The following is a 22926-nucleotide window of genomic DNA, read 5'->3' on the forward strand; positions in this document are numbered from 1 at the left end:
AAGAGAAGGCTGGGGAGGCGGGCCTCCCCAGACCCCACCGTTCCGAGATCATGGCGTGCTGTTGGGGACGAACACCACGGGCTTGAGAGAGCGGTCGTGGACGGTGAGTTGGAACACGTCGGGGCGGGCGTAGTGGCCCACCACATCCATGTCGAACTGTGCTTCCACGATGTGGGCGAGATCGACCTCGGCAGTCAGAACGGTTTCCCCAGGCGCGGCAGGGCCGGCCAAAACGGTGCCCAGGGGTCCCACGATGACGCTCCCGCCCTTGATAACCTGCTCGGGCGTGTCGTGGGGCGGACTGTAGGCATAGTCCTCGGGCAGAGCCGAGCGGTCCAGGGACTGGACGGCGGACAGCACAAAACAGCGACCCTCGGCGGCAATGTGGCGCATGGTGGCCAGCCACGTGTCGCGGTCATCAACCGTGGGGGCGCAATAAAGCTGGACGCCCCGGGCGTAGTAGGCAAGCCGCAGTTGCGGCATGTAGTTTTCCCAGCAAATGGCCGAGGCGATCTTGCCCAGCGGGGTGTCGATGACACTCACGTCGGAGCCATCGCCACAGCCCCACACCAAGCGCTCGACGGCGGTGGGCATCAGCTTGCGATGGCGGCCGATCAGCATGCCCTCGGGGGAATAGGTCAGGGTCGAGCAATACAAGGTGCCCCCCTCACGCTCGATCACCCCAACCACCAAATGCACGCCATGGCGCTCGGCAATGCCGGACAGCACCGCGCCATCGGGCCCGGCCACCTCGACGGCGCTTTCGTGGTAGCGGCGGTACTGCTGGCGACCCTCAGGCAGCCGGAAGCCAAGCCGGGCGCCGAAGTCGAGCCCCTTGGGATAGCCCGAGACAAACGCCTCGGGAAACACCACCAACCGGGCGCCCCGCTCGGCGGCCTGCCCGGTGAAGGCATCCACCTTGTCGAGGCAGGCAGCCTTGTCGAACAACACCGAGCCCGCCTGAACCACGGCGACGGTAAATGCGCTCATGCCTCGTCTCCCAGCTTTTGGCACAAACCGAAAAAAGCGCCGCCAGCGTCGCGCACGATGGCCATGCGCATGTCGCCGACCACAAAGGACTCGCGCACCACCGTGCCGCCCTGGGCCACAAGGCGCGCCAAGCTGGCGTCTACATCCTGGTCGGCGATATAGGCGAACCAATGGGCGGGAACGCCGGCGAACCGCTCCGGGGTCATCTGGAACAGACCGGCAGCGGGCTGGCCGTTGTTCCAGGCGATCCAATAGCCGTCATCGCGGCCCGAGGCGTCGTAGGTCCAGCCATAGAGCGTCGCGTAAAACGCCTTGGCGGCGTCGATATCCCAGGTCAGGAGTTCGTTCCAGCAGAAGTGTCCGTGATCCATCGGCACGCCTTTTCTGTTATCGCACCAACTCGGTCATGGCGACATCCAGGCCGGTCAGGGTCAGGGGGTACATGCGCTGCCCCATCAGGCGATGGACCAGGGCGGTCGAGGCGGTGCTTCCCCAAAACCGCTCCGGCACCGGATTGAGCCATACCGCCCGGGGCCACTGCTCCAACAGACGGGCGACCCACACCTGCCCGGGCTCCGCGTTCATATGCTCGACCGAGCCCCCGATCCGGGTCAGTTCGCTGGGACTCATGGCCGCGTCGCCGACCAGGATCAGCCGGTAGTCCCGGGGATAGGTATTGAGCAACAGAGCGGTCGGGGTTCTTTCCGCATGGCGCCGGGCATTGGACCGCCAGAGGGATTCGTACACACAATTGTGGAAATAAAACGTCTCCAAATGCTTGAACTCGGCCCGCGCCGCACGAAACAGGCTCTCGCACACCCCCACATGGTCGTCCATGGAGCCGCCACTATCGAGCAACAACAACACCTTCACCGCGTTGTGACGCTCCGGCACCATTTTCACATCCAGCAGCCCACCTTGGTGAGCGGTGGCGTGAATGGTGCCCTCCAGGTCCAGTTCGGTGGCGGCGCCGGTGCGGGCAAAGGTCCGCAACCGCCGCAAGGCCAGCTTGAAGGCGCGCGGCCCCAACTCGGTATCGCCATCCAGATCGCGGAACTCCCGCCGATCCCAGACCTTGAGCGCCCGCCGATGACGCGAGCGATCCTGGCCAATGCGCACTCCCTCGGGATTGTAGCCATCGGCGCCAAACGGCGAGGTGCCCTGAGTGCCAATCCACTTGCCCCCCCCAGCGTGGCGCTTCTTTTGCTCCTCCAAGCGTTGACGCAAGGTCTCCATCAGGGCCTCGAAGCCGCCCAGCGCCGCCACCTGAGCCTTTTCCTCGGGCGTCAGGAAACGCTCGCCCAGGGAGCGCAACCAATCCTCGGGCAAAGCGCGCGCCTCAGGACCGACGGCCAGCGCCTCCCCAAGGGTCTCCAAGCCCCTGAACACTTGGCCAAACACCTGATCAAACCGGTCGAAATGCCGCTCGTCCTTGATCAAGGTAGCACGAGCCAGATGGTAAAAATCATCAACCCGGCCAAACGCCAGCCGAGCATCGAGCGCGTCGAGCAGCATCAAATACTCGGTCAGACTGACCGGCAGTCGGGCTTCCCGCAACGTAAGAAACAAACGTAAAAACATGGGCCAGCCCTCCCCCGATGAGGGGTCTGGGGAGGCCAGCCTCCCCAGCCTTTCTCTCAACTTTTCCTAGCGCCCCTCACGCCGCGCCAGAAAAGCCAGCCGCTCGACCAAGTGAACATCTTGCTCCGTCTTGAGCAACGCCCCCACCAACGGCGGCACCAACGACCGCCCCTCGCGCCCGCGCAGGGCCTCCGGCGCAATGTCATCGCTTGCCAGCAACGTTAGCCAGTCCAGGAGTTCCGAGGTGCTGGGCCGTTTGCGCAACCCCGGAACCTCGCGCAGTTGAAAGAACACGGCCAGCGCTTCCTCGACCAGCCGATGCGACAAACCGGGATGATGCACCCCCACGATGGCGCGCAGGGTCTCCTCGTCGGGAAAGCGGATGTAGTGGAAAAAGCAGCGGCGCAGGAACGCGTCCGGCAGTTCCTTCTCGTTGTTCGAGGTGATGATCACCACCGGCCGGCGCTGGGCCTTGATCCGCTCGCCGGTCTCATGGACATCGAACTCCATGCGGTCGAGTTCCAGCAATAAATCGTTGGGAAACTCGATATCGGCCTTGTCGATTTCGTCGATGAGCAGCACCGCCCCGTCCGGCCGCTCGAAGGCCTGCCACAGCGGCCCCTTGCGCAGGTAATGCCGGATGTCCTGAACGCGGGGATCGCCCAACTGGGAATCGCGCAGGCGGGCCACGGCATCGTAGTCATACAGGCCATGCTGGGCCTTGGTGGTCGATTTGATCGACCACGTGAGCAGCGGCATGCCCAAGGCCTGGGCCACCTCCTCGGCCAGAACGGTCTTGCCGGTGCCGGGCTCTCCCTTGACGAGCAAGGGGCGGGCCAGGGTGATCGCGGCATTGACCGCCACGCGCAGGTCATCGGTGGCGATATAGCGATCGGTGCCGGTGAAGGTCATGGGCGGGCCTCCAGGAGGGATCGTCGATGCCCTTGAGGGTCGCAACGATCGGGGGCCGCGTCAATGAGGCAGGAGACCAGGATAAAAGGGAAGGTTGGGGAGGCGCGGCCTCCCCAAACCCCTCGGTTGGTTAGCCGTGCTTCTTCAGGGCGTCCAGCAGGGCATCGCCCATGCCAGAGGTGCCGACCAGGGTCTTGCCGGGCTGCATGATGTCGCCGGTGCGAATACCCGCCGCCAGCACGTCGCGCACCGCCTGATCGACCAGATCCGCCTCGGCCGCCAGATCAAAGCTGTAACGCAGCATCATCGAGAAGCTGAGGATGGTCGCCAGCGGGTTGGCCTTGTTCTGGCCGGCAATGTCAGGCGCCGAGCCATGGACCGGCTCGTACATCGCCTTGCGCCGGCCCTGGGCATCCGCCTCGCCCAACGACGCCGAGGGCAGCATGCCCAAGGAGCCGGTCAGCATCGCCGCGCAGTCGGACAGCAGGTCACCGAACAGGTTGTCGGTCACAATCACGTCGAACTGCTTGGGCTGGCGGACCAACTGCATGGCGCAGTTGTCGGCGTACATGTGCGACAGGGCCACGTCGGGGAACTCGCTGGTCCCGATCTTGGTCACTTCCTCGCGCCACAACAGGCCCGATTCCATCACGTTGGCCTTTTCCACGCTGCACAGGCGCTTGTCGCGCTTGCGGGCAAGGTCAAAGGCCACGCGGGCCACCCGGACGATCTCGTGGGTGTCGTACACCTGGGTGTTGACGCCGCGCCGCTCGCCGTTGGGCAGGTCGCTGATGCCACGCGGCTGGCCGAAATACACGCCGCCGGTCAGCTCGCGCACGATCAGGATGTCGAGACCGGCCACCAGCTCGGTCTTGAGCGACGACGCCTCGGCCAGGGCATCAAACACCAGAGCCGGACGCAGGTTGGCGAACAGCTCCATGTCCTTGCGCAGGCGCAGAAGGCCGCGCTCGGGCTTCACGGCAAAGTCCAGCGAATCCCACTTCGGCCCGCCCACGGCGCCCAGCAGCACCGCATCGGCCTCCAGGGCCAGCTTCATGGTGTCGTCATGCAGCGGCGTGCCATACGCATCATAGGCCACGCCGCCGACCAAACCGTCCTCCACCTCAAACGTGGCCCGGCCACTCGCCGCCAGCCAGTCCATCACCCGACGAACCTGGGCCATCACCTCGGGGCCAATCCCATCACCGGGCAGGAAAAGAAGCTTCTTCGCCGACATCATCGTCTCCGAAAAACAATAAGGGGTCGTTCGCGTTAAGGCTGGGTGCTTGCTTCGGGCGATACGGGGCTGCCGCCCCGAACCCCGCCTGGGGCGATGCCCCAGACCCCCTTTTTTCTTCTGTCTATGGCCCTCCCTTCCTCCCCCCCTTTTTTGAAAAAGCGCGCTTTTCAAAAGGAAGCCTCCCTCGAAACCAGGTTTCCCTATCAGGACCGTGGTAGACCACCACGTTGATAGGCCGGGTGTGGAAGCGCAGTAATGCGTGAAGCTAACCGGTACTAATCGTCCGATCGGCTTGATAAACGCGCAGAGGCCAGGCCGGCCCTAGCGCTTGTAAATTCCCATAACGACATCATCAGACGGCTTCGATGGCTTGGTGGTCATGGCGAACAGGAAACACCCGATCCCATCCCGAACTCGGCCGTGAAACTGTTCAGCGCCAATGGTACTGCGTCTTAAGGCGTGGGAGAGTCGGTCGCCGCCAGGCCTTCAAAGCCGTCTGTCAAAAAACCCTCTTTACACTGTCAAATAGCCTTATCGCGGGGTGGAGCAGCCCGGTAGCTCGTCAGGCTCATAACCTGAAGGTCGTCAGTTCAAATCTGGCCCCCGCAACCAAAATTCATGAAAAAAGGCGTTAGCTCAAGGGCTAACGCCTTTTTTGCGTCCCAGACTCGGCACAGTTAACACATAGGTAACAGGCGAAGGCGCTTCTGCGTCCATCAGAAGGAGAGTAGAGCAGGGTGATTTTTTTAGCGACGGATTTCGGACTGACCGGTCCGTATCTTGGGCAGGTCAGGGCCGTTCTTGCCCAGCGGTGTCCCGAGCAGGCGGTTATTGATCTGTTTGCCGATCTGCCGGTGTTTCAGCCCGCCCTGTCGGCCCCTTTGTTGGCGGCCTATACCCGCGACCTGCCGTCTGGAAGCTTGGTTTTGGGGGTTGTCGATCCCGACGTGGGGGGAGAGCGCGACGGCGTGATCTTGCAGGCGGACGGTCTGTGGTTCGTGGGGCCCGACAACGGTTTGTTTTCCCTTGTGGCGCGCTGGGCGAGGGAGCGGGCGGCGTGGCGCTTGTCGGTGCCGCCGGGAGCCAGTGCCTCCTTTCATGGCCGCGATGTTTTTGCCCCGGCTGCGGCGATTTTGGCCCGGGGAGGCTTGCCCGAGGGCACTACGGTGTTAGATCCTGGGCGACTCGACCGCCCGGATTTTCCCAACGACCTTCCCCGGATCATATACCTGGACACCTATGGAAACGCCCTCACCGGGATTCGGGCGAGTTCCCTGGGGCCCCATGATACGCTCGCCCTAGAGTCGAGTGTTCTTCCTCGTGCGCGGACTTTTTGCGATCTCGACAAGGGGGAACCGTTTTGTTATCGTAACGCTAATGGGTTGATGGAAATCGCGGTGAACCAGGGGCGGGCCGACCAAAAGCTTGCTCTTCACCTGGGAACCCCCGTGCGTGTGATCGCCGCCACAGCCGGTGTATCGGTTCGGGGGTAGAATCCGGTATTCGACGTGGAGACAAAACGGTACACTGGCCTTAGTGTTATTCTGACCGGAACTGGTTGTATGTTAAGGGCAGTCGGGGCGTGATGAAGGCATCGATCAAGTTTTGGGGTGTCCGAGGCAGCATTGCCTGTCCGTCTCCCCAGCATGTCATTTATGGTGGGAATACCAGTTGCGTTGAAGTTGTTGTGGGAGATCATCACGTTATCCTGGATGCGGGAACGGGCATTCGTAATCTTGGTGCGTGCCCCAGTAACCGTGGGGTAGATCACTTTACATTGCTGATGACCCACACCCATTGGGATCACATCTTCGGGTTCCCTTTTTTTGCCCCGGCCTATAACCCGAAGGTTCGTCTTGATGTCTTTGCCGGGCATTTGTCAAGTAATGGAGGCATCCGGCATCTTTTAGCCAGCCAGATGTCCGATCCGATGTTTCCGGTGCCCCTCGAAAACCTCCAGTCGCAGAAGACCTTTACCGATTTCGAGGCCGGCGAAACCTTTGTGCTCGACAAAAGCGGTATCAAGATCCGGACCGCTCCCCTTAATCATCCCAATGGGGCAACAGGATACCGCCTGGAAGCGCAGGGGCAAGCCGTATGCTACGTGACCGATACGGAGCATATCCCGGGGCGGCCTGATGAAAATATCTTAAGGTTGATAGAGGGGGCGGATTACGTCATTTATGATAGTACTTACACCGAGGAGGAACTCCCCAACCGGGTTGGCTGGGGACATTCCACCTGGGAAGAGGGGGTGCGGCTGTGTCAACGGGCGGGGGCCAAAAACTTGGTGCTTTTCCATCATGATCCCGACCACGACGATGCGTTCATGGCCGATTTGGAAGTGAAAACCAAGCAGGTCTGGGAGGGGTGCCTCATCGCTCGCGACGGCCTGGAGATTGACCTTGATCCGGCCTCCTCGTGCTGAAGCCCGAGGCTGGGCCGTCGCCCCAGGAACCATCGCGGTTCCCTTGGGGCAGGCGGCCCTTTGTTACTGGTCTTGGCGACGCTGCTGCCGTTCAGCGTCGGCGATCAGGTCCTTGAGCCGGGTCCACTCCGGGGTGCCCGGACGCAACCGGCCTTCAGCGCGTTTGGCGTGGGCCAGGGCCTCGCGCGGGTCATTGCCTGCTAGTGCCATTTCGGCGAGATAATACGCGGCCAAGCCTTCATCCCCCAGGCGACCCTCGGCGTTGGCAAGCTGGCGCCAAGCGAAGGGATTGGTGGGATCCAGGGCTACCGCTGCCTTCAAGGCCTTGCGCGCTTCCATGAGCGTGGTGGGCTCGCCGATTTCGTTGCCGACATGGCCCAACGACACCAAAATCAAGGGTTCGGTCGGAGCTAGTCGAGCCGCTTCGGCGTATGAAGTCCGGGCCTCGGCCAAGCGCTGGTGCTCGAACAGCATCTGGCCGCGCAGTTCCTGGAGGTAGGGGTCGGTGGGGGCCTCGGCGATCAGGCCATCCATCAAGGGGAGGGCGCGACTGAGATCGGCGCTACGATAATAGGCGATGGCCTGGGCATAGCGTCCGGCGACCGAGCGATCAGAGGCCGGATAGGTGGCCAGAGTGGTTGACGGGGGCCGCAGGAAGGCAAACAGCTTGGCCTTGAGGCGGGCAAAGGCGGCGACATCGGCCGGGGCGGGGGCCTTGCCCGTTTGGCCGGAATGGGCCACATGGGCGCGCAAGGTTTCCATGCGGTCGCGGGTCAGGGGGTGGGTCCGGGTGTAGGCATCCTGATTGTTTGACATCAGGGCTTCCTGGCCGCTCAACACATCAAAGAAGCGGAGCATCCCCTCGGCCGACTGCCCCGTGGCATCCAGGGCCTTCAAGGCAAAGGCGTCGGCGGCGTTCTCCTGGGTGCGGGTGTACGACAAGAAGTCCCGCTGGGCCATCTGGGCCGCGCCCAGGGCGACCGCACCGCCGAGGTCGCCCCGTCCGGCCGCGGCGCCGAGAGCCGCACCGGCCAGCATGCCAACAAAACTAGACAAGGTTGATTGCGCCACCTGATCTCGCAGTCGTAGCATATGACCGCCGACGACGTGGCCGATTTCGTGGGCGATCACGCCCTTGAGTTCATCAGGACCCTTGGCGCGCAAGATCAGGCCCGAATTGATGAAGATGCGTGATTCCGTGGTGGCGAAGGCATTCACTTCGCCATCATTGAGAACGCGCAAGGTGACAGAGCGTTCACCCAAACCGGCCGTGCGCAGAAGTGGCGCGGCGAACTGGGCAATGATACGTTCCGTTTCCGCGTCGCGGATCAGGGACAGGCTTCGGGCCCGAGCCGGATCCGGCAGCAAGGCCATAAGGCCGACGAGAACCGAGACAACCACAAGCGTGCGCATGGGGGACACCGTGACGGTCAGAAGGACAGGCTGGGGCAAGGGTAAGGACCGGGGGGGGAAGCGTCAATCCATGGCCCTGATGGCGGCTCTGCTTCTCGGACTGACGACGGCCTGCGCCGATGACCGCCCCCCCGGCGTAATCGGCCATATCGAGGGGTTCGCCGGCGTGGTGGTGGCCGACGAGCCCCAGGCGGTCCTGGTCGCGCGTGATGTGCTTTCTGCGGGCGGTTTGGCCGGCGATGCCGCCGTCGCCCTGGGGTTCACCTTGGCGGTCACCTTGCCCTCCTCGGCTGGCCTTGGGGGGGGCGGTCTGTGCGTCGCTTATAATGGCGAGACCAACAAGATCGAGACCCTCGATTTCCGCCCCGGGGTGGGGGGGGCAGTCCGGCGGGAGCCATGGCGGTTCCTGCCCTGGCACGGGGATTGTTCGCCTTGCATGCCCGCCTTGGCTCCTGGCGCTGGGAGTCGCTGCTGACCCCCGCCGAGAGCTTGGCCCGCTTCGGTTTTCCCGTCTCGAGGGCTTTGCACCAACGGTTGATCGATTTGCCTCCCACTTTTACCCCACGGGCCGAGGGGCTGTCGCCTTTTCTGGCCGAGGGGCAGATCCTGGTCTTGCACGACCTAGCCGCAACCTTGGGTCGCTTGCGCCAGCGCGGGGCCGGGGTCATGCACGATGGCCCGCTGGCCCGGGAAATCGTGGCCGGTGCTCGGGCACAGGGGCTGATCCTTGACCAGGAGGCTCTGCGCGCCCAGGTCCCCCAGTGGGTCGCCAGCGAAACCAGCCGTCACGGCTATGAGACCGTGGCCCGGGCCACGCAGGAGGGCAGCCTCATCCCTGGCGCTGGCAGCCCGGGGGCGACCGGTTTTGTTGTGGCCGATCCCAAGGGCAATGCGGTCTCGTGTGTTCTGACCATGGGGCGTCCCTTTGGGACGGGCCGGATGCTGGGCGATCAGGGGTTTCTCGCGGCCTCGTCCGAGCTTGGGGGAGGGGAGCCCTTGGCCGCGCTGTTGGTGATCAATACCAATTCCAAAGAGTTTCATGCCGGCATCGCCGGGGCTGGGGCCCAGGCTCCCGCCGGAGTGTCGGCCGCCGCGCAGGGGCTTCTTGACCGCAAGGAGGCGCCAGACGCGGCCCTTGCCCACGCGGTTAAGGCTGGCCCGGCCCATGTTAATGTGGCGTCTTGTCCCGAGGGGATTCCTCCCCATCCCCAGTCGTGCCAGATCGGGGTTGATCCTCGGGGGGCGGGCTACGGGTTGCGTTCGGGGACCTGAAGACTCCAGATCCTTGCCGGGGGTGCTTCTGAAGGGACGCGGGGTTTCCGCCAGATCGGGTGACGCGGGGCCCCGCCGAGCAGACCCCCTTTGTTTCTTAGAGGGGCTGGCGTCGGTCTGCCGATTGGGCCAGCCCTCTTCCAGGATGTGAGACCATGGTTTTAAAAGTGGCCCATCGTGGGCAAATCCCTCCGTTCATTGTCATGGACGTAATGCGCGCCGCCGCCAAGCGCGAGGCCGAGGGCGCTTCCGTGCTGCATCTGGAGGTCGGTCAGCCTTCGACCGGTTTGCCCGAGGGCGTGCGGGCCGAATTGGCGCGCCGGATCATGGACGATACCCTGGGCTATACCGTTGCCCTGGGGCTTGACGGCTTGCGCAGCGCAATCGCCCGCTTTTATCGCGAGACCCAAAACGCCGACGTAGACCCGGCGCGGATCGCCATCACCACCGGCTCCTCGGCCGGCTTTGTCCTGGCCTTTCTCGCCGCCTTCGAGGCGGGGGATCGGGTGGGGCTTGCCATGCCCGGCTATCCCGCCTATCGCCATATTCTGACCGCCTTGGGTTGCGAACCGGTCCTGATCCCCGTGGGCCCCGAAACCCGTTACCAGCCCACAGTCGAGGTTCTTGATCGCCTGGACAAGCCTCTGGACGGGCTGATCGTCGCCAGCCCGGCCAATCCCACGGGGACCGTCATCCCGCCTGAGGATCTCCAGGCCCTGGTCACAGCCTGCGGCGAGCGCGGCATTCGTCTGATTTCCGATGAAATTTACCACGGCATCACCTACGGCCCCGCCGCTGTCAGCACGGTCGGCATGGCCGAGCATCCCGTGGTGGTCAACAGCTTCTCCAAATACTTCTGCATGACCGGCTGGCGTTTAGGCTGGCTGGTTTTGCCACCCGAGTTGGTCCGCCCGGTCGAGTGCTTGGCCCAAAATCTGTTTATCAGTCCCCCCGCCTTGTCCCAGCATGCCGGGATCATCGCCCTCGATCATCGGGAAGCTTTTGAGGGTAATATCCAGCGCTATGCCCGCAATCGCCGCATTTTGCTCGATGGCCTGCCCGCCGCCGGCCTGACCCGCTTTGCGCCGGCGGATGGGGCGTTTTATCTGTATGCCGACGTCGGCCATCTGACCAACAACAGCCTCGATTTTTGCGCCCGGGTTTTGAACGAAACGGGGATTGCTATCACACCGGGTCTCGACTTCGATGACACCGACGGCGCACGCTGGGTTCGCTTTAGCTTCTGTGGATCGACCGAGACGGTGGCAACAGCGGTTGAGCGCTTGACGCCTTGGCTCGAAGGAAGGAAATCCTCAGGTCGCGCTGGCCTTTGACAGGCTCTGGGGGCGGGTGGGGAGGCGCGGGCCTCCCCCCGTCCTCGTTGTAGGGGCCGAAAAAGTCTGAGATAATCAGCCCAAAATCATAGCTTATAAATCAATAGGTTAGAAGGCGCGGTTTCAAAAATGTTTGAGAGGAGATGCGCTAAAGGGCCAAAATGCGCCCCATCCTCTCATTCCGCAATGACGGAACGGAACAGCGTTGCAACGCTGTTTAATCAATGGGTTAACGGTGATTACGGTAGAGAAAACGCACCCCTCCTTCCCCTCAAAGGTCGGACGTTTTGCGTCCGACCTTTGGGGCGTTCGCATCACCACAAGGGAAGGAGCATCGGTACTCCGGTGTCCCACGTCCATGCGTCGTGCCCTTCCCGCGACGTGCGCTGTCATGGTCAATCTTTGCCCAGAGACCATCGATTGAGCTTGGGGATAAAATCGGCTGGCTTCAGTGCGTCGATTGCATCACGTACCATCTCCATAGCCTCACCTGTTGATACATCTTTGGCGATAGACAGGCCGTGGATTTCATTCTCGTAATATTGAATCGCTCTCGGAAATATAAGTCCCCACCAAAGGCACGTATTGTATTTGTCGCCAATCATAAATTGCTCTCTGCATTTCTCATAGAAATACAAGGCAATACCATACGCATGCTCGTTGCAAACGCTGTGTGTTGCTATTCCTCTTCCGGCAGACTCTCCATATACAACATAATCCAAGGAAGAAAAGAATTTTTGTGACGCTAATAAACACTGGTCTAATGGAACTGAATTTCTCTTCCTCCACGAGGCTACCGTTGTCTTTGATACTCCAATAGCCTTACCAAGCTCTAAATCCGTTTTTGTCCCTGTTACCTCCTTCATTCTGTCAATTATTTCCGATGCCGCTGGCTGGCTAAAGTCGGGGGAAAAAAATGGCATAAAGCAATCCTCCGTCTTGACTAGATGGCTAAACGCAATCATCATCTGGCGTGGGTTCATTCGGGACCGCGAGGATAGCATGGCACCAAGACGGATTAAACATCTTCCAGAAGGCGTATTGCATACTTTGGTTCGCGCCCGGTTCATCATGATGGGAACCACCCTTAGTCGTTGGTGCAACGACAATGGAATCTGTCGCCCGTATGCGGATAAGTGTCTGAAGGGACAACGTAAAGGGGATAAAGCCCAGGCTCTAGTTAGTAAAATTCTCTCCTGTGCTGGCATTACCGAATGATCAGCGCAACACCTATCCTATTGGGAACGCTTTGCGGACTTCCGTTCGACGGAAAAACGCTGCCAGAATCCAGCCGGAATGTGAGAGAGCGCTTTAACAAGTCATCTACCCCCGTAGTTCAAACTCCGACGAACGGTGGCTTAGCTCTAGCGGTTCGGTGGGAAGACCTTCCGGAAGAAACACAGATTGCCTACCTTCAGCGGGTCCATGGGGTCACCCCGGAAGACAAGCCGGATCAGGCGCTTTGGGCCGAGTACTGCCGGAAATCCCCCCTGCTTCGGAAAAAAGCCGAGGATTACCACGCGGCCCTTCTTCTGTTCGAAAATAAGATTGCCCTTGGGATGCGCATACAAAAGGCAATTGCCGCCGTGTGCGAGGAAACCGGCCTCAGTAGGGCGACAATTGAACGGATCAGAGCAAAGACCCGCGACAATATACCCGTCAACTGGCTTCCCATACTATCAGGCGACTATGACGATTGCGGGCGTCCCCGAACTAGTATTTCTGATGAAGCGTGGTCCTATTTTTTATCTATTTTAAAGGAAGGAAGCGCGCGCCTCCCTCTGACGAAGGCATACCGCGAGACGGCAGAAGCCGCAAAAACGTTCGGTTGGGACTGGCCCAGCTACAGCACCATCCGCAATCGTTGGGAGGAAATGCCCGCCGGAGAAAAGGCCCTCATCAAGAGTGGTGCCCTGGCCCTGGATAAGACGCTACCTCCGATGACGAGGTCTATTGCCCACCTTCAGGCTATGCAAATTGTCAATCTGGATGGTCGCAAGGCGGATTTCTTCGTCAAATGGCAAGACGGAACCATAGGTAGGCCAATCGTCATTGCCATCCAGGATGTCTATAGCCGCCTTATTCTAGGCTATCGCTTCTCCAAGACGGAGGACGCGGACACCACTAAAACCGTGATCCTTGATGTTATTGACCGATACGGCCTTTTCGATGAACTGCGCACGGACAACGGCCGCGCCTTCGCGAGCAAAAAAGTGTCCGGCGGTGCCGCTCATCGGTTCCGGGGCAAGGTGAAGCCGGAAGAAGAAGCCGGAGAGGAGTTGGGTATCCTCACCTTGATTGGCGTGAAGGTGGGTTTTGCTAAGCCCCGTCATGGGCAATCCAAGCCCATTGAGCGCGGTTTTCGAGACATGGCAGAGCAGATCGACACCCTTCCCGAACTCAAGGGCGCCTACTGCGGCCACAAGCCGGACGCCAAGCCGGAAGACTTTACCGGAACACCCGTCGATATCGCGGTTGCCCTCGACGTTTACGAACGCGAAATCAGGAAGCACAACGAACAGCCAAAGCGAAGAACAGAAGCGTGCAAGGGTAAACTCTCGTTTTCACAAGCATTTTCCGAAAGCTACAAACAGCGTCCGGCGCGTCCTCTTACAGTGGCCCAGCGCCAATACTTCATGTTCGAGATGGCGTATTTGAAGCCGAACAAGGATACCGGAGCCCTTTCAAAAGATGGCTTCACATGGTGGTCGATCGAACACCAGGACGCCTTGATGAAGCACCGACACGGCAAGGTGTGCGTCCTGTTCGATCCGACAGACCGCAGTAAGCCTGTGGCTGTTCGGAACACGAAGGGCAACCTGATCGTGGAAAGCCTGCCTTGCCTAAAGCGGGGGCGCTTCGACAGCACGGAAGACGCCCGGCAGCACGAGCGCGGCAAGGCTCAAATCAAGGCGGCATCCCGAAAAGAATTGCAGGGGCGCAAGCTCATGACTGCGGCCCAAATCGCCAACATTCAAAAGCAGGTGGAGGCAGCAAGAACGTCCGAACCAGACCCCACGCCCAACCCCGCCCTTTCTCAACCACTTTWCGGTGTTCCCGGGGCGAAAACAAGGGCCGATACGGGGAAGGCCACGACACCCACTCTTCAAAACACTATGCCGGACGAGGAGTTTGAAGCTGATCTCCGGCGCGGGTTGGAGATCTTCCGAAAGGTTCGGATGAGCATGTGAGTCTGGGGATGCAGCCACACCCCCAGACCCGAAAAACGCGGGTAACACCCGCACCAACGCGAGGAAACAATGACAGACATTCTTGATAAAACCAAGCTCGACATCGGCCGGGTTCGGGATGATGTCAATCGGATCATCCAGGTTCGCGGCCTGAAACAAGCGGCTGTGGCGCGGGAATCGGGTGTCAGTGGCGCGGCCTTGTCGCGCTTCCTCGCCGATCGCTACGACGGCGACAACGAAGCCATAGCCGCCAAGCTGGTGGGCTGGTCGGAAGCCCTGGCCCATCGCGATAGCCTATCCCCCTTGCTCCAGAAGCACGAGTTCATCAACACCAGTGCCGCCCTCAAGATTGGCACGGGCCTCAATCACGCCCAGATCACGGCCGACCTCGTCGCGGTTGTCGGTGCCCCGGGCGTGGGCAAGACGGCCACTCTCGAACAGTTCCGCCTGAGTAGCCCCAACGTCTGGTTAGCAACCATGTCTCCCGACACGTCAAGCAAGGTGCCGATGTTGGAAGAACTGGGGTACGCGATGGGCCTGAATGTCACAGGGGGGGCCGCGTCGATGCGGCGCCAGATTGCCGCCCGGATCAGAAATACGGGGGGACTCATTATTATAGATGAGGCCCAGCACTTGGACGCCAAGGCCATAGAGACACTGCGGATCATTCACGACACAACCAAAATCGGCATGATCCTATGCGGCAACCCCAAATTGATGACGACGATTTCCCAGTTGCCCCAGGTCTATAGCCGCTTGGGTCGCAGGGTCACTCTTGGCAAGCCCTCCCGCCCCGATGTTTCGGCCCTGGCTAGCGGGTTCGGCATCACCGGCCGCGAGGAAGCGGATCTCCTTTATAGCCTTTCGCAATATCCGGGTGGTTTGCGTTGCGTGGTCAAGGTCATCCGCCTTGCTCTTTTAACCGCCCTTGGCACAGACACGCCCGCCAGCATGAAGCGCCTTGCCGCCGCATGGTCCGAACTCGCCTTGGAGGAAATGGAATGAGCAATACCCCGCATCCGTGTGAAGCCCTCGACGACATCAAAAGCGTTGCCTCGTTCGTCGCCCTCACCATGACCTTTGACGAGATCGAAACGGGCATGACTCCGGAAGACCGGCGGGGATTGTATAAAATTCTCTCTTGGATGCGGGATTGCATCGCGGACACTGAAGAGAACGTCCGCCATCGCATGACGACCATGGAGGTTGATACCCTTAAAAGGGTTGGACTTCCCCTTGAAGCTCTTGCGGATGAGAGGATGAAAAAGACCTGGAGGGATGGGTTTTCGCATGGCGTCAAATACTCCGGTACGGAGTAGGTGACATGCCTCTCGTTATAAGCAAACATCGGATGACCGAGCGTAGAACCCATATTTATTTCTTCGACAACTTCAAAAATAGATTTAGCAATCTCCAGAACATTACCACCAGAGACACCTTCCGATGGATCGCACCGCAAAAATTCATAAATCCCCGTTCTTTGAACTTCGGGAAGCTTCTCTCTTAATGACAGGGGAATTCGCCTCATGAGAGAATTTGCGATATCAATGACACGATGATCCCACTGCATTCTGACCGGACCAAAATAGTCATACATGATAAAGATGGCATCATCCGTCATTGACTTGAGAAAATTTATAAGAAGCTCCTCAACATTCTTGATATGATGGAGAGTTGCTTTAGCAAAAATAAGATCATATTTCTCTTCAATAGCAATAAAATCTGAATTCAAGTCAATTCTATGATAAGAAAATGGAAGACTCTCCTTTTCTGCCCTTTCTGTTGCCGCCTTAATTCCATAAGTTGAAATGTCTACACCCGTGAGTTTTTTAAACGCTCTATCTTCATAAGCCTTCCGATCGAAATCTCCGGAACCACATCCGATTGACAACGCATTGTTAGCCCCCTTTCCATCAAAATATTTTTCAGAAATATATCTAAATATTCCTTTCCCTTGAGTTTTTTTATGAACAACCTGCGCTAAAAGATCCCAGTTCCAGTATCCCTCTATCTGGGTTTCCTGAATATTTGACCAAAATTGATCAGTCTGGTCCAGTGCGCTCATGACAAACTCCCTTTCGGCTTTTTCCCTATGATGACCTTCATGTTCGATGGAATAACTTTATATTTAATAAGATGAAGCTCCATAACCTGCAAAAGAAGGGCTATAGAAATAAATTTTTCATCAGAAAAATTATAATTTTCAAGAGCAAAAACAAGAAGAGAAGGAGTTATTGTTCCACCAAGATCTATTACTGTTATACTATCAAAGAAATGAGATATTGTACTTTCTATGATTTCGCTTGTTTTGTTTTCAAAATCAAAAAAACTTTCTATTCTTTCCACACAACCTTCAACCACACCCTCCCCCTGTTCGCCTGACAAGAGGGGCATGGTTTTTGCGATTCTTTTGGCGATCGCGTGAGTCTTGAAGTCCATATCGCCGTAGCGAGACCCGCAGTACCCCACATAAACAAAAACGCCCCGGTCTTGATCGAGCAGTCGAGAGGCGGCTCGCACGACAGCATCCAGATCCTGGATCGCCCCCAGGGAGAGAAAATTGTAAACGAGCTGAACGCTCCCCGGTTCCAAGGTTCCCATGATGGCGTCCAGGGGAGACGAACAGTGGTAGTCCACCGGGAGAGCGTCCCGTGTCTGCGCCGTGGCAAGGAGATCTGGTCTGTCATCGATGCCGATTGCATGATCAAAGACGCCAGCCTGGTGCATCAGGACGTCATGAAAGCCGTCGCCACACATCAAGGAGAGAGCTAAAGGAACTGGTGAACCTTCAAGGCAGAAATTTTTGACAAACACCCCCCAGTCCTGCGCTCCGAGCTGTTCACGGATGTGATGAAAAGCGAGGGGATGCCTAAAAAAATCACCCATTTTCATTGCGGACACACCTTTTGTTCTTGACCTCTCTCCTGGTCGGTCAGACGTTTTTCGGCCAAAGGAAGATGGTACAGATCTGGGTCGCCTTCTGCAAGGGAGCGACCTCGGGGCGTCACGGACTCAAAGATTTTACGGCGCTGGCCAATCATGCTCTGTGCCTTCTGTCCAAAACCCTCGAAAAAATTGGAATTTTTATTGATCCTTGACGCAAATTCCAGGCTCTATTGAAGAGCATCCGTCAAGGACGGTATAAATTTCTACGGTCTGTCCGCTTGATGCTGAAGCGACGACGATCCCGAGCCAAGAATGATTCCAGCCCCGCGAACGAGTCCCCCCCTCCTCCCTCGACGAGGGGTCTGGGGAGGCTCGCCTCCCCAGCCTTCCCTTTCCCTTCGCCCCCGCCCTACCCCTCCCTGATCCGCACCGCGAACCTATTGCGGTTACGCCCCTCGGTGCGCTCGTAGGCAAAGCGATCGACGCCGTCCATGGCGAGCATGATACCGAGACCGCCTTCCTCGCGGTCGTCGAGGGGCTGGGCGAGATCCTCGTCAAGGGGGGGATCCAGGGAAGCCGGGTCGAAGGGGACGGCGTCGTCCTCGAGGGTGACGATGATGTCGCCGTCCTCGAGAGTGAGGGTGAGGTCCAGGACGCCGGAGAGGCCATTTTCCTGGTAGCCGTGCACAATGATGTTGGTGGCCACCTCATCGACGGCCAGCATCAGACGGTAGGCTTGGGCGGAGGAGAGGCCCGCCGCGACGGCGCTCTGTTTGACCAGATCGCGCACCGGGGCGAGCGAGTCCAAGACCGCAGGGAATCGGGCGGAAGACAAGGCACGGGCCTCCCCGGGGCTGGTCAGGCCGGGGCCTGATCGACGATGAACACGCTGTGATGGAAGCCGGTTTTTTCCAGGGTATCGACGATGGCCGGTTGGGGCTTGACGACATAGATATCAACGCCGGTGCCCAGCTTTTGCTTGGCGAAGATCAGAACGCGCAGGCCGGCCGAGGCCATAAAGCTAAGGTTGGCGACTTCCAGGACGAGGCGGGTGGGACCGAGGCCGGCGAGTTTTTCGATTTCGCCTTTGAAGGCGGGGGCCGATCCGGCATCGAGTTCGCCGGTCAGGGTCAAGGTCGCGGTGGTCCCGGCGAAACCGGCGGCAATCTCCAAGCTCATGATCACTTCCTTATTCTTGAGGGTCAGCGGCCGACGAGAAGCACGACGGAGCGGGGGCCGAGCAGCATGTGCGCTTGGTCGGTCAACAGGGGCTCTTGGCCCAGGGGATGGGCGTCTTCGGGCGAAGGCAGACCGGTATTGATGACCGCATGCCAGCGCCGCCCCGGGCGAGGCTGGGGCAGGTCGAACCACAGCCCCTCCCAATAGGTGTTGACGGCGAGATAAACATCATCGTCGGCGCCGCCGGGGGCGTAGGCGCCGCAGAGCAGGACGGCGAGAGCGCGGCTCCAGCCGGCCCATTCGGGACGCCAAGCCTGGGTGCCGTGGAAGCTGATGTCGGGCAGGCCGACCTGGGCGTCATCGCGGTGGACGAAGTGATGGCGCCGACGCAACACCGGATGCGCCTTGCGAAAGGCGATGAGGGTTCGGGTAAAGGCGAGCAGGCCGGCGTTTTTCTCGACCAGGGTCCAGTCGAACCAGGACAGGGCGTTGTCGTGGCAATAGGCGTTGTTGTTGCCGTTTTGGCTGCGGGCCACTTCATCGCCCGAGAGGATCATGGGCACGCCCTGACTGACCAGAAGCAAGGTGAGGGCGTTGCGCATTTGGCGGGAGCGCAGGGCGTTGATCTCGGGATCCGAGGTGGGGCCTTCGGCGCCACAGTTCCAACTGTTGTTGTCGTTGGCCCCGTCGTTATTGTTTTCGCCGTTGTCCTCGTTATGCTTGCCGTTATAGGAAACGAGATCGCACAACGTAAAGCCATCGTGGCAGGTAATGAAGTTGATGCTGGCGGTGGCGCCGCGATACCAATAGAGGTCCGGCGAGCCTTGCAGGCGCTGGGCCAGGGCGCCCATGCCCTCGGCGCCGATCAGGACCTTGCGCAGGTCGTCGCGATACTTGCCGTTCCACTCGCCCCAGCGGCCGTAATTGGGGAAGGAACCGACCTGATAGAGGCCGCCGGCGTCCCAGGCCTCGGCAACCAGCTTGCAGCGGGCCAAGATGGGGTCGTGAGCCAGACTTTCGATCAAGGGCGGGTTGGCCAGCGGGGCTCCGTTTTGGTCGCGACCCAAGATGGCGGCGAGATCGAAGCGGAAGCCGTCGATGTGGTATTCTGCGGCCCAATAGCGCAAGCAGTCGATAACCATGCCGCGCACCACGGGATGATTACAGTTGAGCGTATTGCCGCACCCTGAAAAGTTATAATACCAGCCCTCGGGAGTCAGCATATAATAGGTCTTGTTATCGACACCCCGGAATGAAATGGTCGGGCCGCGATGGTCGCCCTCGGCGGTATGATTAAAAACCACGTCGAGCATCACTTCGATGCCGTGGCGGTGGAGGTCTTTGACCAGGGTCTTTAACTCGTCCACCTGCATGCCATACTTGCCGGTGGCGGCATAGCCGGCCTTGGGGGCAAAAAAGCCCAGGGTGGAGTAGCCCCAGTAGTTGAGCAGAACCTCCCCCGTGTCGGGATGGCGGCGGCTGTTTTCCCATTCATCGAACTCGAACAGCGGCATCAGCTCAATGCAGTTGACGCCCAGCTCGACAAGGTAGGGGATCTTTTCGCGCAGCCCGGCATAGGTCCCGGGCGCCTTGACCCCGGACGATGGGTGGCAGGTGAAACTGCGCACGTGGGCTTCGTAGATGATCAGATCCTCGGTGGGGAGTTCGAGAGGTTTGTCGTCCTCCCAATCGAAGTCTTCAAAGACCAGCCGTGAGCGGTGGGGATAGACATCCTCCCAATCGGGGGGAGCGCGCCAGACATCGCGCCCGCCGATGGCCCGGGCGTAGGGGTCGCCAACGATGGCCTTGGGGTTGAACCGATGGCCGGCCTCGGGATCCCAGGGCCCGTCGAAGCGATAGCCGTATTCGATTTCCTCGACATCCAGGCCGAACACCGTGATCGACCACGTGTTGCCAGTGCGAAAGGCCGGTGGGATCGGCAGCTCGGCTAGGGGGGCGGGGGCGTGCTTGCCAAACAAAACCAGGGTGCAGGCGGTGGCGTGGTTGGAAAAAATCGAAAAGTTAACGCCCCCCGGCACCAAGGTCGGGCCAAAGGGCATGGGCCGGCCGGCCCGCACCCGATAGCCGGCGATCTCGTGGGTGGGATAGTAGTCGATGCGCTCGCCGGTCATGACTGCCCCCGCAACTGGGCCACCGCCGCCTCGGGCGTATCGGCCAGGGTGAAGAAGCCGATGAAGCCGGTGTGGCTCATGACGTCACGGATGTCCTCGCTCACCCCCACCAGGGCGATGCGGCCTTTTTGGGCCTGGAACTGGCGGTACAAGGTCAAGAGCATGCGCAAGCCGGCGCTCGACATGTAGTCCACCCGGGCCAAGTCTAAAATCACCTGAGCGAGGGGGGCGACAACGGGCAAGATCTCGGCTTGCAACTCGGGGGCGGTCTTGCCATCAACGCTGCCCTCAAGGGCAATGACGGTGATCTCCTGGCATTGGGTCACGGCGAGGACCATCGTCCTTGTCTCCTTTCTTCCCGAGGGGGGGGAGAGAAGGCTGGGGAGGTGCGACCTCCCCAGACCCCTCGTTCCTTGGTGGCCCGTTAGTCGAGCCAGTTCACCGGGCTGACCTTGACCTTGACCCGCACCGGCCGGTCGGTCTGGGGCAAGGTGACGGTGAGGGCTTGGGCGTCGTAGGCGTCGTAGGGCTGATCGTCGATCAAGCATGCGCTGATGACGATGGAGCCCGGGGGCAGGATATCGGGGGCGACCCGCAAGACCCCCCCGAAGGCGCCGGGCTGGGGCTTGAAGTGCAGCCACAGCGGTTCGCGAGCGATCAAGAGGTTGATGTAGGTGGCCGAGAGCAAGCACAGCTCGGTCGAGTGGTAGCCGCTCATCGAGTGACTGCCCTTGAAGCGCTCGTTGCCCAGCAGATAGGGCAGGCCGTTCGCAAGCGTATTGAAGTAGACGGCGCCGTCGTCGTGATCGAGGAAGAAGGCATTGTAATAGGCGGCGGCCTCGCGGGCGTGACGGAGATATTCGTCGTCGCGCAGCACGCCGTGCATGATGAGGTAGCACAAGATGGCCTGCTCTTGCTGCCACCACGCCTTGCGATCGTGCCAGACGAAGCGGTGGTGACGACCGGCGGGCTTGGCGACCCGTTCAACCACGTCATACCAACCGCCACGCTGTTGGTCCGAGCCGGCGTTGGGCATCACCTCGGCGATCTTGCGGGCGAACTCGACGTACTCCGGCTTGGGCTTGAGCGAGTGCATGCGCATCAGGTTCCAGGCGATCTTCAGGTTATGCCCGACCACCGCGCGGTTTTGCTGCCAGCCCCAGCCCTGGTCATGGCTCCAGTCCTCGAAGAAACGCTCCTGGACGAAGGGGCTGTTATCGTAATCTGGGAAATAACGAGTAATGGTATCGAAGGTGTATTCAAGAAAATCGGCATGGGCTTTCTCACCGGTCGCCAGCCATAGGTTGATCAGGTACGCCGGCGCATGGTCACCGACCGAGTTCCAGTTCTTGCGCCCCTGGTTATGCTGTAAGGACGGGGCCCGGGGATCCAGAGTTACCGGGTCGATGTGGGAGAAGTAGCCGCCGCGTTCCGAGGAATCCTTGTAGTATTTCTCGAACAGTTCCATCGTATGGTCGATGTCGAAGCGGATCCGGGGATCCCCGGTCAGGCGATAGGTCTGGGTCGGGCCGGCCAGGGCGTAGATCTGCTCGTACATGGGGATGGCGTCGTAATCGTCGCCAAACTCCGAGGACAGCAGCTTGGTCTCGCGTTCCCCCTCCACCTTGATGCCGTGGTACCAGTAGATCAGGTCTTCGTCCTGATCGAAGAAGCGCATGTGTTCGCGCAGATACTCGGTTCCCTTTTCGGCGCCTTCCAGGAATTCTTCCCGGCCGGTCAGCATATAGGCCGAGGCAAAGCCGTAGACCAAGCGCGAAATGGTATCGGTTTCTTGCAGAAAGTCACCTTTCTTGGTCCCGGCGAGGTGCAAGATGGTGCGGTAGTTCTTGTAGTCGATGGGCTGGCGCGGCCAGTCGAACTGCCATTTCAGGTAAGAATGGGCAATTGACTCGATTTGGCGCAACCACCAGTTCGGTTCCTCGTGGCGGAAGCGCCCCGGGCCGTCTCCGGGAAAAACGATCCACTGCGCCTCGAACAACAAGACGCCGGCCGGATCGGGATAGAACGTTCCATAAACATACAGCATCTGGCGGTGCAGCGCGAGTAGCCGGTCCAAGGCCCCGGTCGCGTCCCGATAGTCCTCCTCCAGATTAAAAGTAAAGCGGGCAAAGGTTGTTGGCGTCAGGTGCACCGAAAAGGTCCGGCCGTCCGAGGTCCGCAGGCCAAACCGACGCTGCGCGCGGTCGTAGTCGGTGACGTACCCGGCAATCGTATCGGAAAAGGTGAAGTCCACACCCATGGCAATCACTCTCCGCTCGACAGGGCAACACGTCGGGCTGGCGTCCAACCCGTACTTGAATTCTGAAAGAAGATAACAACAGAAGAAATTGTAAGCAATAAAAAATAA

Annotated in this window: 19 protein-coding genes, 1 tRNA gene, 1 rRNA gene, 1 pseudogene and 1 other annotated feature; of the genes and pseudogenes, 8 read left to right on the forward strand and 14 right to left on the reverse strand. The window is 59.9% G+C overall.

From position 1 onward, the window contains the following. Positions 1–48 precede the first annotated feature (48 nt). The 5 genes from RSPPHO_RS02005 to leuB form a co-directional block, all read right to left on the reverse strand. Positions 49–990, reverse strand: coding sequence for a carbon-nitrogen hydrolase family protein (locus tag RSPPHO_RS02005; protein WP_041793748.1), 942 nt, complete (start codon positions 988–990; stop codon positions 49–51). Beyond that, positions 987–1361 (reverse strand): VOC family protein, encoded by a 375-nt coding sequence (locus tag RSPPHO_RS02010; RefSeq protein ID WP_041793750.1) that lies wholly within the window; start codon positions 1359–1361, stop codon positions 987–989. The genes RSPPHO_RS02005 and RSPPHO_RS02010 overlap by 4 nt, the downstream gene beginning before the upstream one ends. A 16-nt stretch (positions 1362–1377) precedes the next feature. Next, the gene (locus RSPPHO_RS02015) at positions 1378–2571 is read right to left on the reverse strand and encodes a vWA domain-containing protein (RefSeq protein WP_041793752.1); all 1194 of its coding nucleotides are present in this window, start codon (positions 2569–2571) and stop codon (positions 1378–1380) included. A gap of 66 nt (positions 2572–2637) precedes the next feature. Further along, positions 2638–3483, reverse strand: a complete 846-nt coding sequence (locus RSPPHO_RS02020) for an AAA family ATPase (protein WP_041793754.1) — start codon at positions 3481–3483, stop codon at positions 2638–2640. A gap of 130 nt (positions 3484–3613) precedes the next feature. Continuing rightward, entirely contained in the window at positions 3614–4894 is a 1281-nt protein-coding gene (gene leuB / locus RSPPHO_RS02025) for a 3-isopropylmalate dehydrogenase (protein WP_014413623.1), read from the reverse strand. Between the two features lie 19 nt (positions 4895–4913). Then, positions 4914–5010 (forward strand) — a sequence feature (23S ribosomal RNA rRNA prediction is too short). 82 nt (positions 5011–5092) lie between these two features. On the opposite strand from leuB, the gene rrf reads away from it, so the two are divergent. The 4 genes from rrf (at position 5093) to RSPPHO_RS02045 (ending at position 7151) form a co-directional block, all read left to right on the forward strand. After that, positions 5093–5207 (forward strand): 5S ribosomal RNA (rrf, locus tag RSPPHO_RS02030). A gap of 51 nt (positions 5208–5258) precedes the next feature. Then, positions 5259–5335: transfer RNA gene (locus tag RSPPHO_RS02035), tRNA-Met, on the forward strand. A 125-nt stretch (positions 5336–5460) separates the two neighbouring features. Then, a complete protein-coding gene (locus RSPPHO_RS02040) occupies positions 5461–6216 on the forward strand; it encodes an SAM hydrolase/SAM-dependent halogenase family protein (protein WP_014413624.1) in 756 nt (251 codons plus the stop codon). A 92-nt stretch (positions 6217–6308) separates the two neighbouring features. Further along, positions 6309–7151, forward strand: coding sequence for an MBL fold metallo-hydrolase (locus tag RSPPHO_RS02045; RefSeq protein WP_041793759.1), 843 nt, complete (start codon positions 6309–6311; stop codon positions 7149–7151). 63 nt (positions 7152–7214) lie between these two features. Here RSPPHO_RS02045 and RSPPHO_RS02050 read toward each other — a convergent pair whose 3' ends face one another. Then, the gene (locus tag RSPPHO_RS02050; protein ID WP_041796336.1) at positions 7215–8564 is read right to left on the reverse strand and encodes a M48 family metalloprotease; all 1350 of its coding nucleotides are present in this window, start codon (positions 8562–8564) and stop codon (positions 7215–7217) included. A 79-nt stretch (positions 8565–8643) separates the two neighbouring features. Between RSPPHO_RS02050 and RSPPHO_RS21650 the strand changes: the two are divergent. Next, positions 8644–9836 (forward strand): annotated as a pseudogene (locus RSPPHO_RS21650) (gamma-glutamyltransferase). A 155-nt stretch (positions 9837–9991) separates the two neighbouring features. Then, on the forward strand, positions 9992–11170 hold the full coding sequence (locus RSPPHO_RS02060) for a pyridoxal phosphate-dependent aminotransferase (RefSeq protein WP_014413630.1): 1179 nt from the start codon (positions 9992–9994) through the stop codon (positions 11168–11170). A 395-nt stretch (positions 11171–11565) separates the two neighbouring features. Here RSPPHO_RS02060 and RSPPHO_RS18600 read toward each other — a convergent pair whose 3' ends face one another. Next, the gene (locus tag RSPPHO_RS18600; protein WP_157879048.1) at positions 11566–12138 is read right to left on the reverse strand and encodes a helix-turn-helix domain-containing protein; all 573 of its coding nucleotides are present in this window, start codon (positions 12136–12138) and stop codon (positions 11566–11568) included. Positions 12139–12384: 246 nt separating this feature from the next. Here RSPPHO_RS18600 and RSPPHO_RS02065 point away from each other — a divergent pair, with 246 nt between their 5' ends. Then, entirely contained in the window at positions 12385–14361 is a 1977-nt protein-coding gene (locus tag RSPPHO_RS02065) for a transposase domain-containing protein (protein ID WP_081581622.1), read from the forward strand. A 69-nt stretch (positions 14362–14430) separates the two neighbouring features. Beyond that, the gene (locus RSPPHO_RS02070; protein WP_014413631.1) at positions 14431–15366 is read left to right on the forward strand and encodes an AAA family ATPase; all 936 of its coding nucleotides are present in this window, start codon (positions 14431–14433) and stop codon (positions 15364–15366) included. On the opposite strand, the gene RSPPHO_RS19610 is transcribed toward RSPPHO_RS02070, so the two are convergent. The 7 genes from RSPPHO_RS19610 to RSPPHO_RS02110 form a co-directional block, all read right to left on the reverse strand. Then, positions 15263–16426, reverse strand: a complete 1164-nt coding sequence (locus RSPPHO_RS19610; RefSeq protein WP_157879049.1) for a class I SAM-dependent methyltransferase — start codon at positions 16424–16426, stop codon at positions 15263–15265. The genes RSPPHO_RS02070 and RSPPHO_RS19610 overlap by 104 nt on opposite strands. Next, positions 16423–17253 carry a class I SAM-dependent methyltransferase gene (locus RSPPHO_RS02080; RefSeq protein ID WP_041793769.1) on the reverse strand — a complete coding sequence of 277 codons (831 nt, stop codon included), beginning with the start codon at positions 17251–17253 and terminating at the stop codon, positions 16423–16425. The genes RSPPHO_RS19610 and RSPPHO_RS02080 overlap by 4 nt, the downstream gene beginning before the upstream one ends. Positions 17254–17656: 403 nt before the next feature. Continuing rightward, the gene (locus tag RSPPHO_RS02090) at positions 17657–18082 is read right to left on the reverse strand and encodes an ATP-binding protein (protein ID WP_014413635.1); all 426 of its coding nucleotides are present in this window, start codon (positions 18080–18082) and stop codon (positions 17657–17659) included. 23 nt (positions 18083–18105) lie between these two features. Further along, positions 18106–18426 carry an anti-sigma factor antagonist gene (locus tag RSPPHO_RS02095; RefSeq protein WP_041793774.1) on the reverse strand — a complete coding sequence of 107 codons (321 nt, stop codon included), beginning with the start codon at positions 18424–18426 and terminating at the stop codon, positions 18106–18108. Positions 18427–18449: 23 nt separating this feature from the next. After that, positions 18450–20558 carry a glycogen debranching protein GlgX gene (glgX, locus tag RSPPHO_RS02100; protein WP_014413637.1) on the reverse strand — a complete coding sequence of 703 codons (2109 nt, stop codon included), beginning with the start codon at positions 20556–20558 and terminating at the stop codon, positions 18450–18452. Further along, positions 20555–20896: an STAS domain-containing protein gene (locus RSPPHO_RS02105; RefSeq protein ID WP_014413638.1), complete on the reverse strand. Its 342-nt coding sequence runs from the start codon at positions 20894–20896 to the stop codon at positions 20555–20557. The genes glgX and RSPPHO_RS02105 overlap by 4 nt, the downstream gene beginning before the upstream one ends. An 86-nt stretch (positions 20897–20982) precedes the next feature. Continuing rightward, entirely contained in the window at positions 20983–22818 is a 1836-nt protein-coding gene (locus RSPPHO_RS02110) for an AGE family epimerase/isomerase (protein WP_197535625.1), read from the reverse strand. Positions 22819–22926 lie beyond the last annotated feature (108 nt).

The organism is Pararhodospirillum photometricum DSM 122, assembly GCF_000284415.1.
Lineage (GTDB): Bacteria > Pseudomonadota > Alphaproteobacteria > Rhodospirillales > Rhodospirillaceae > Pararhodospirillum > Pararhodospirillum photometricum.

Excerpts from the sequence above, each read along its gene's own strand:
- RSPPHO_RS02005 (WP_041793748.1), bottom strand. The coding sequence starts at position 990 with ATGAGCGCATTTACCGTCGCCGTGGTTCAGGCGGGCTCGGTGTTGTTC.
- RSPPHO_RS02010 (WP_041793750.1), bottom strand. The coding sequence starts at position 1,361 with ATGGATCACGGACACTTCTGCTGGAACGAACTCCTGACCTGGGATATC.
- RSPPHO_RS02015 (WP_041793752.1), bottom strand. The coding sequence starts at position 2,571 with ATGTTTTTACGTTTGTTTCTTACGTTGCGGGAAGCCCGACTGCCGGTC.
- RSPPHO_RS02020 (WP_041793754.1), bottom strand. The coding sequence starts at position 3,483 with ATGACCTTCACCGGCACCGATCGCTATATCGCCACCGATGACCTGCGC.
- RSPPHO_RS02045 (WP_041793759.1), top strand. The coding sequence starts at position 6,309 with ATGAAGGCATCGATCAAGTTTTGGGGTGTCCGAGGCAGCATTGCCTGT.
- RSPPHO_RS02050 (WP_041796336.1), bottom strand. The coding sequence starts at position 8,564 with ATGCGCACGCTTGTGGTTGTCTCGGTTCTCGTCGGCCTTATGGCCTTG.
- RSPPHO_RS02060 (WP_014413630.1), top strand. The coding sequence starts at position 9,992 with ATGGTTTTAAAAGTGGCCCATCGTGGGCAAATCCCTCCGTTCATTGTC.
- RSPPHO_RS18600 (WP_157879048.1), bottom strand. The coding sequence starts at position 12,138 with ATGATGATTGCGTTTAGCCATCTAGTCAAGACGGAGGATTGCTTTATG.
- RSPPHO_RS02070 (WP_014413631.1), top strand. The coding sequence starts at position 14,431 with ATGACAGACATTCTTGATAAAACCAAGCTCGACATCGGCCGGGTTCGG.
- RSPPHO_RS19610 (WP_157879049.1), bottom strand. The coding sequence starts at position 16,426 with ATGAGCGCACTGGACCAGACTGATCAATTTTGGTCAAATATTCAGGAA.
- RSPPHO_RS02080 (WP_041793769.1), bottom strand. The coding sequence starts at position 17,253 with ATGAAAATGGGTGATTTTTTTAGGCATCCCCTCGCTTTTCATCACATC.
- RSPPHO_RS02095 (WP_041793774.1), bottom strand. The coding sequence starts at position 18,426 with ATGAGCTTGGAGATTGCCGCCGGTTTCGCCGGGACCACCGCGACCTTG.
- glgX (WP_014413637.1), bottom strand. The coding sequence starts at position 20,558 with ATGACCGGCGAGCGCATCGACTACTATCCCACCCACGAGATCGCCGGC.
- RSPPHO_RS02105 (WP_014413638.1), bottom strand. The coding sequence starts at position 20,896 with ATGGTCCTCGCCGTGACCCAATGCCAGGAGATCACCGTCATTGCCCTT.
- RSPPHO_RS02110 (WP_197535625.1), bottom strand. The coding sequence starts at position 22,818 with ATGGGTGTGGACTTCACCTTTTCCGATACGATTGCCGGGTACGTCACC.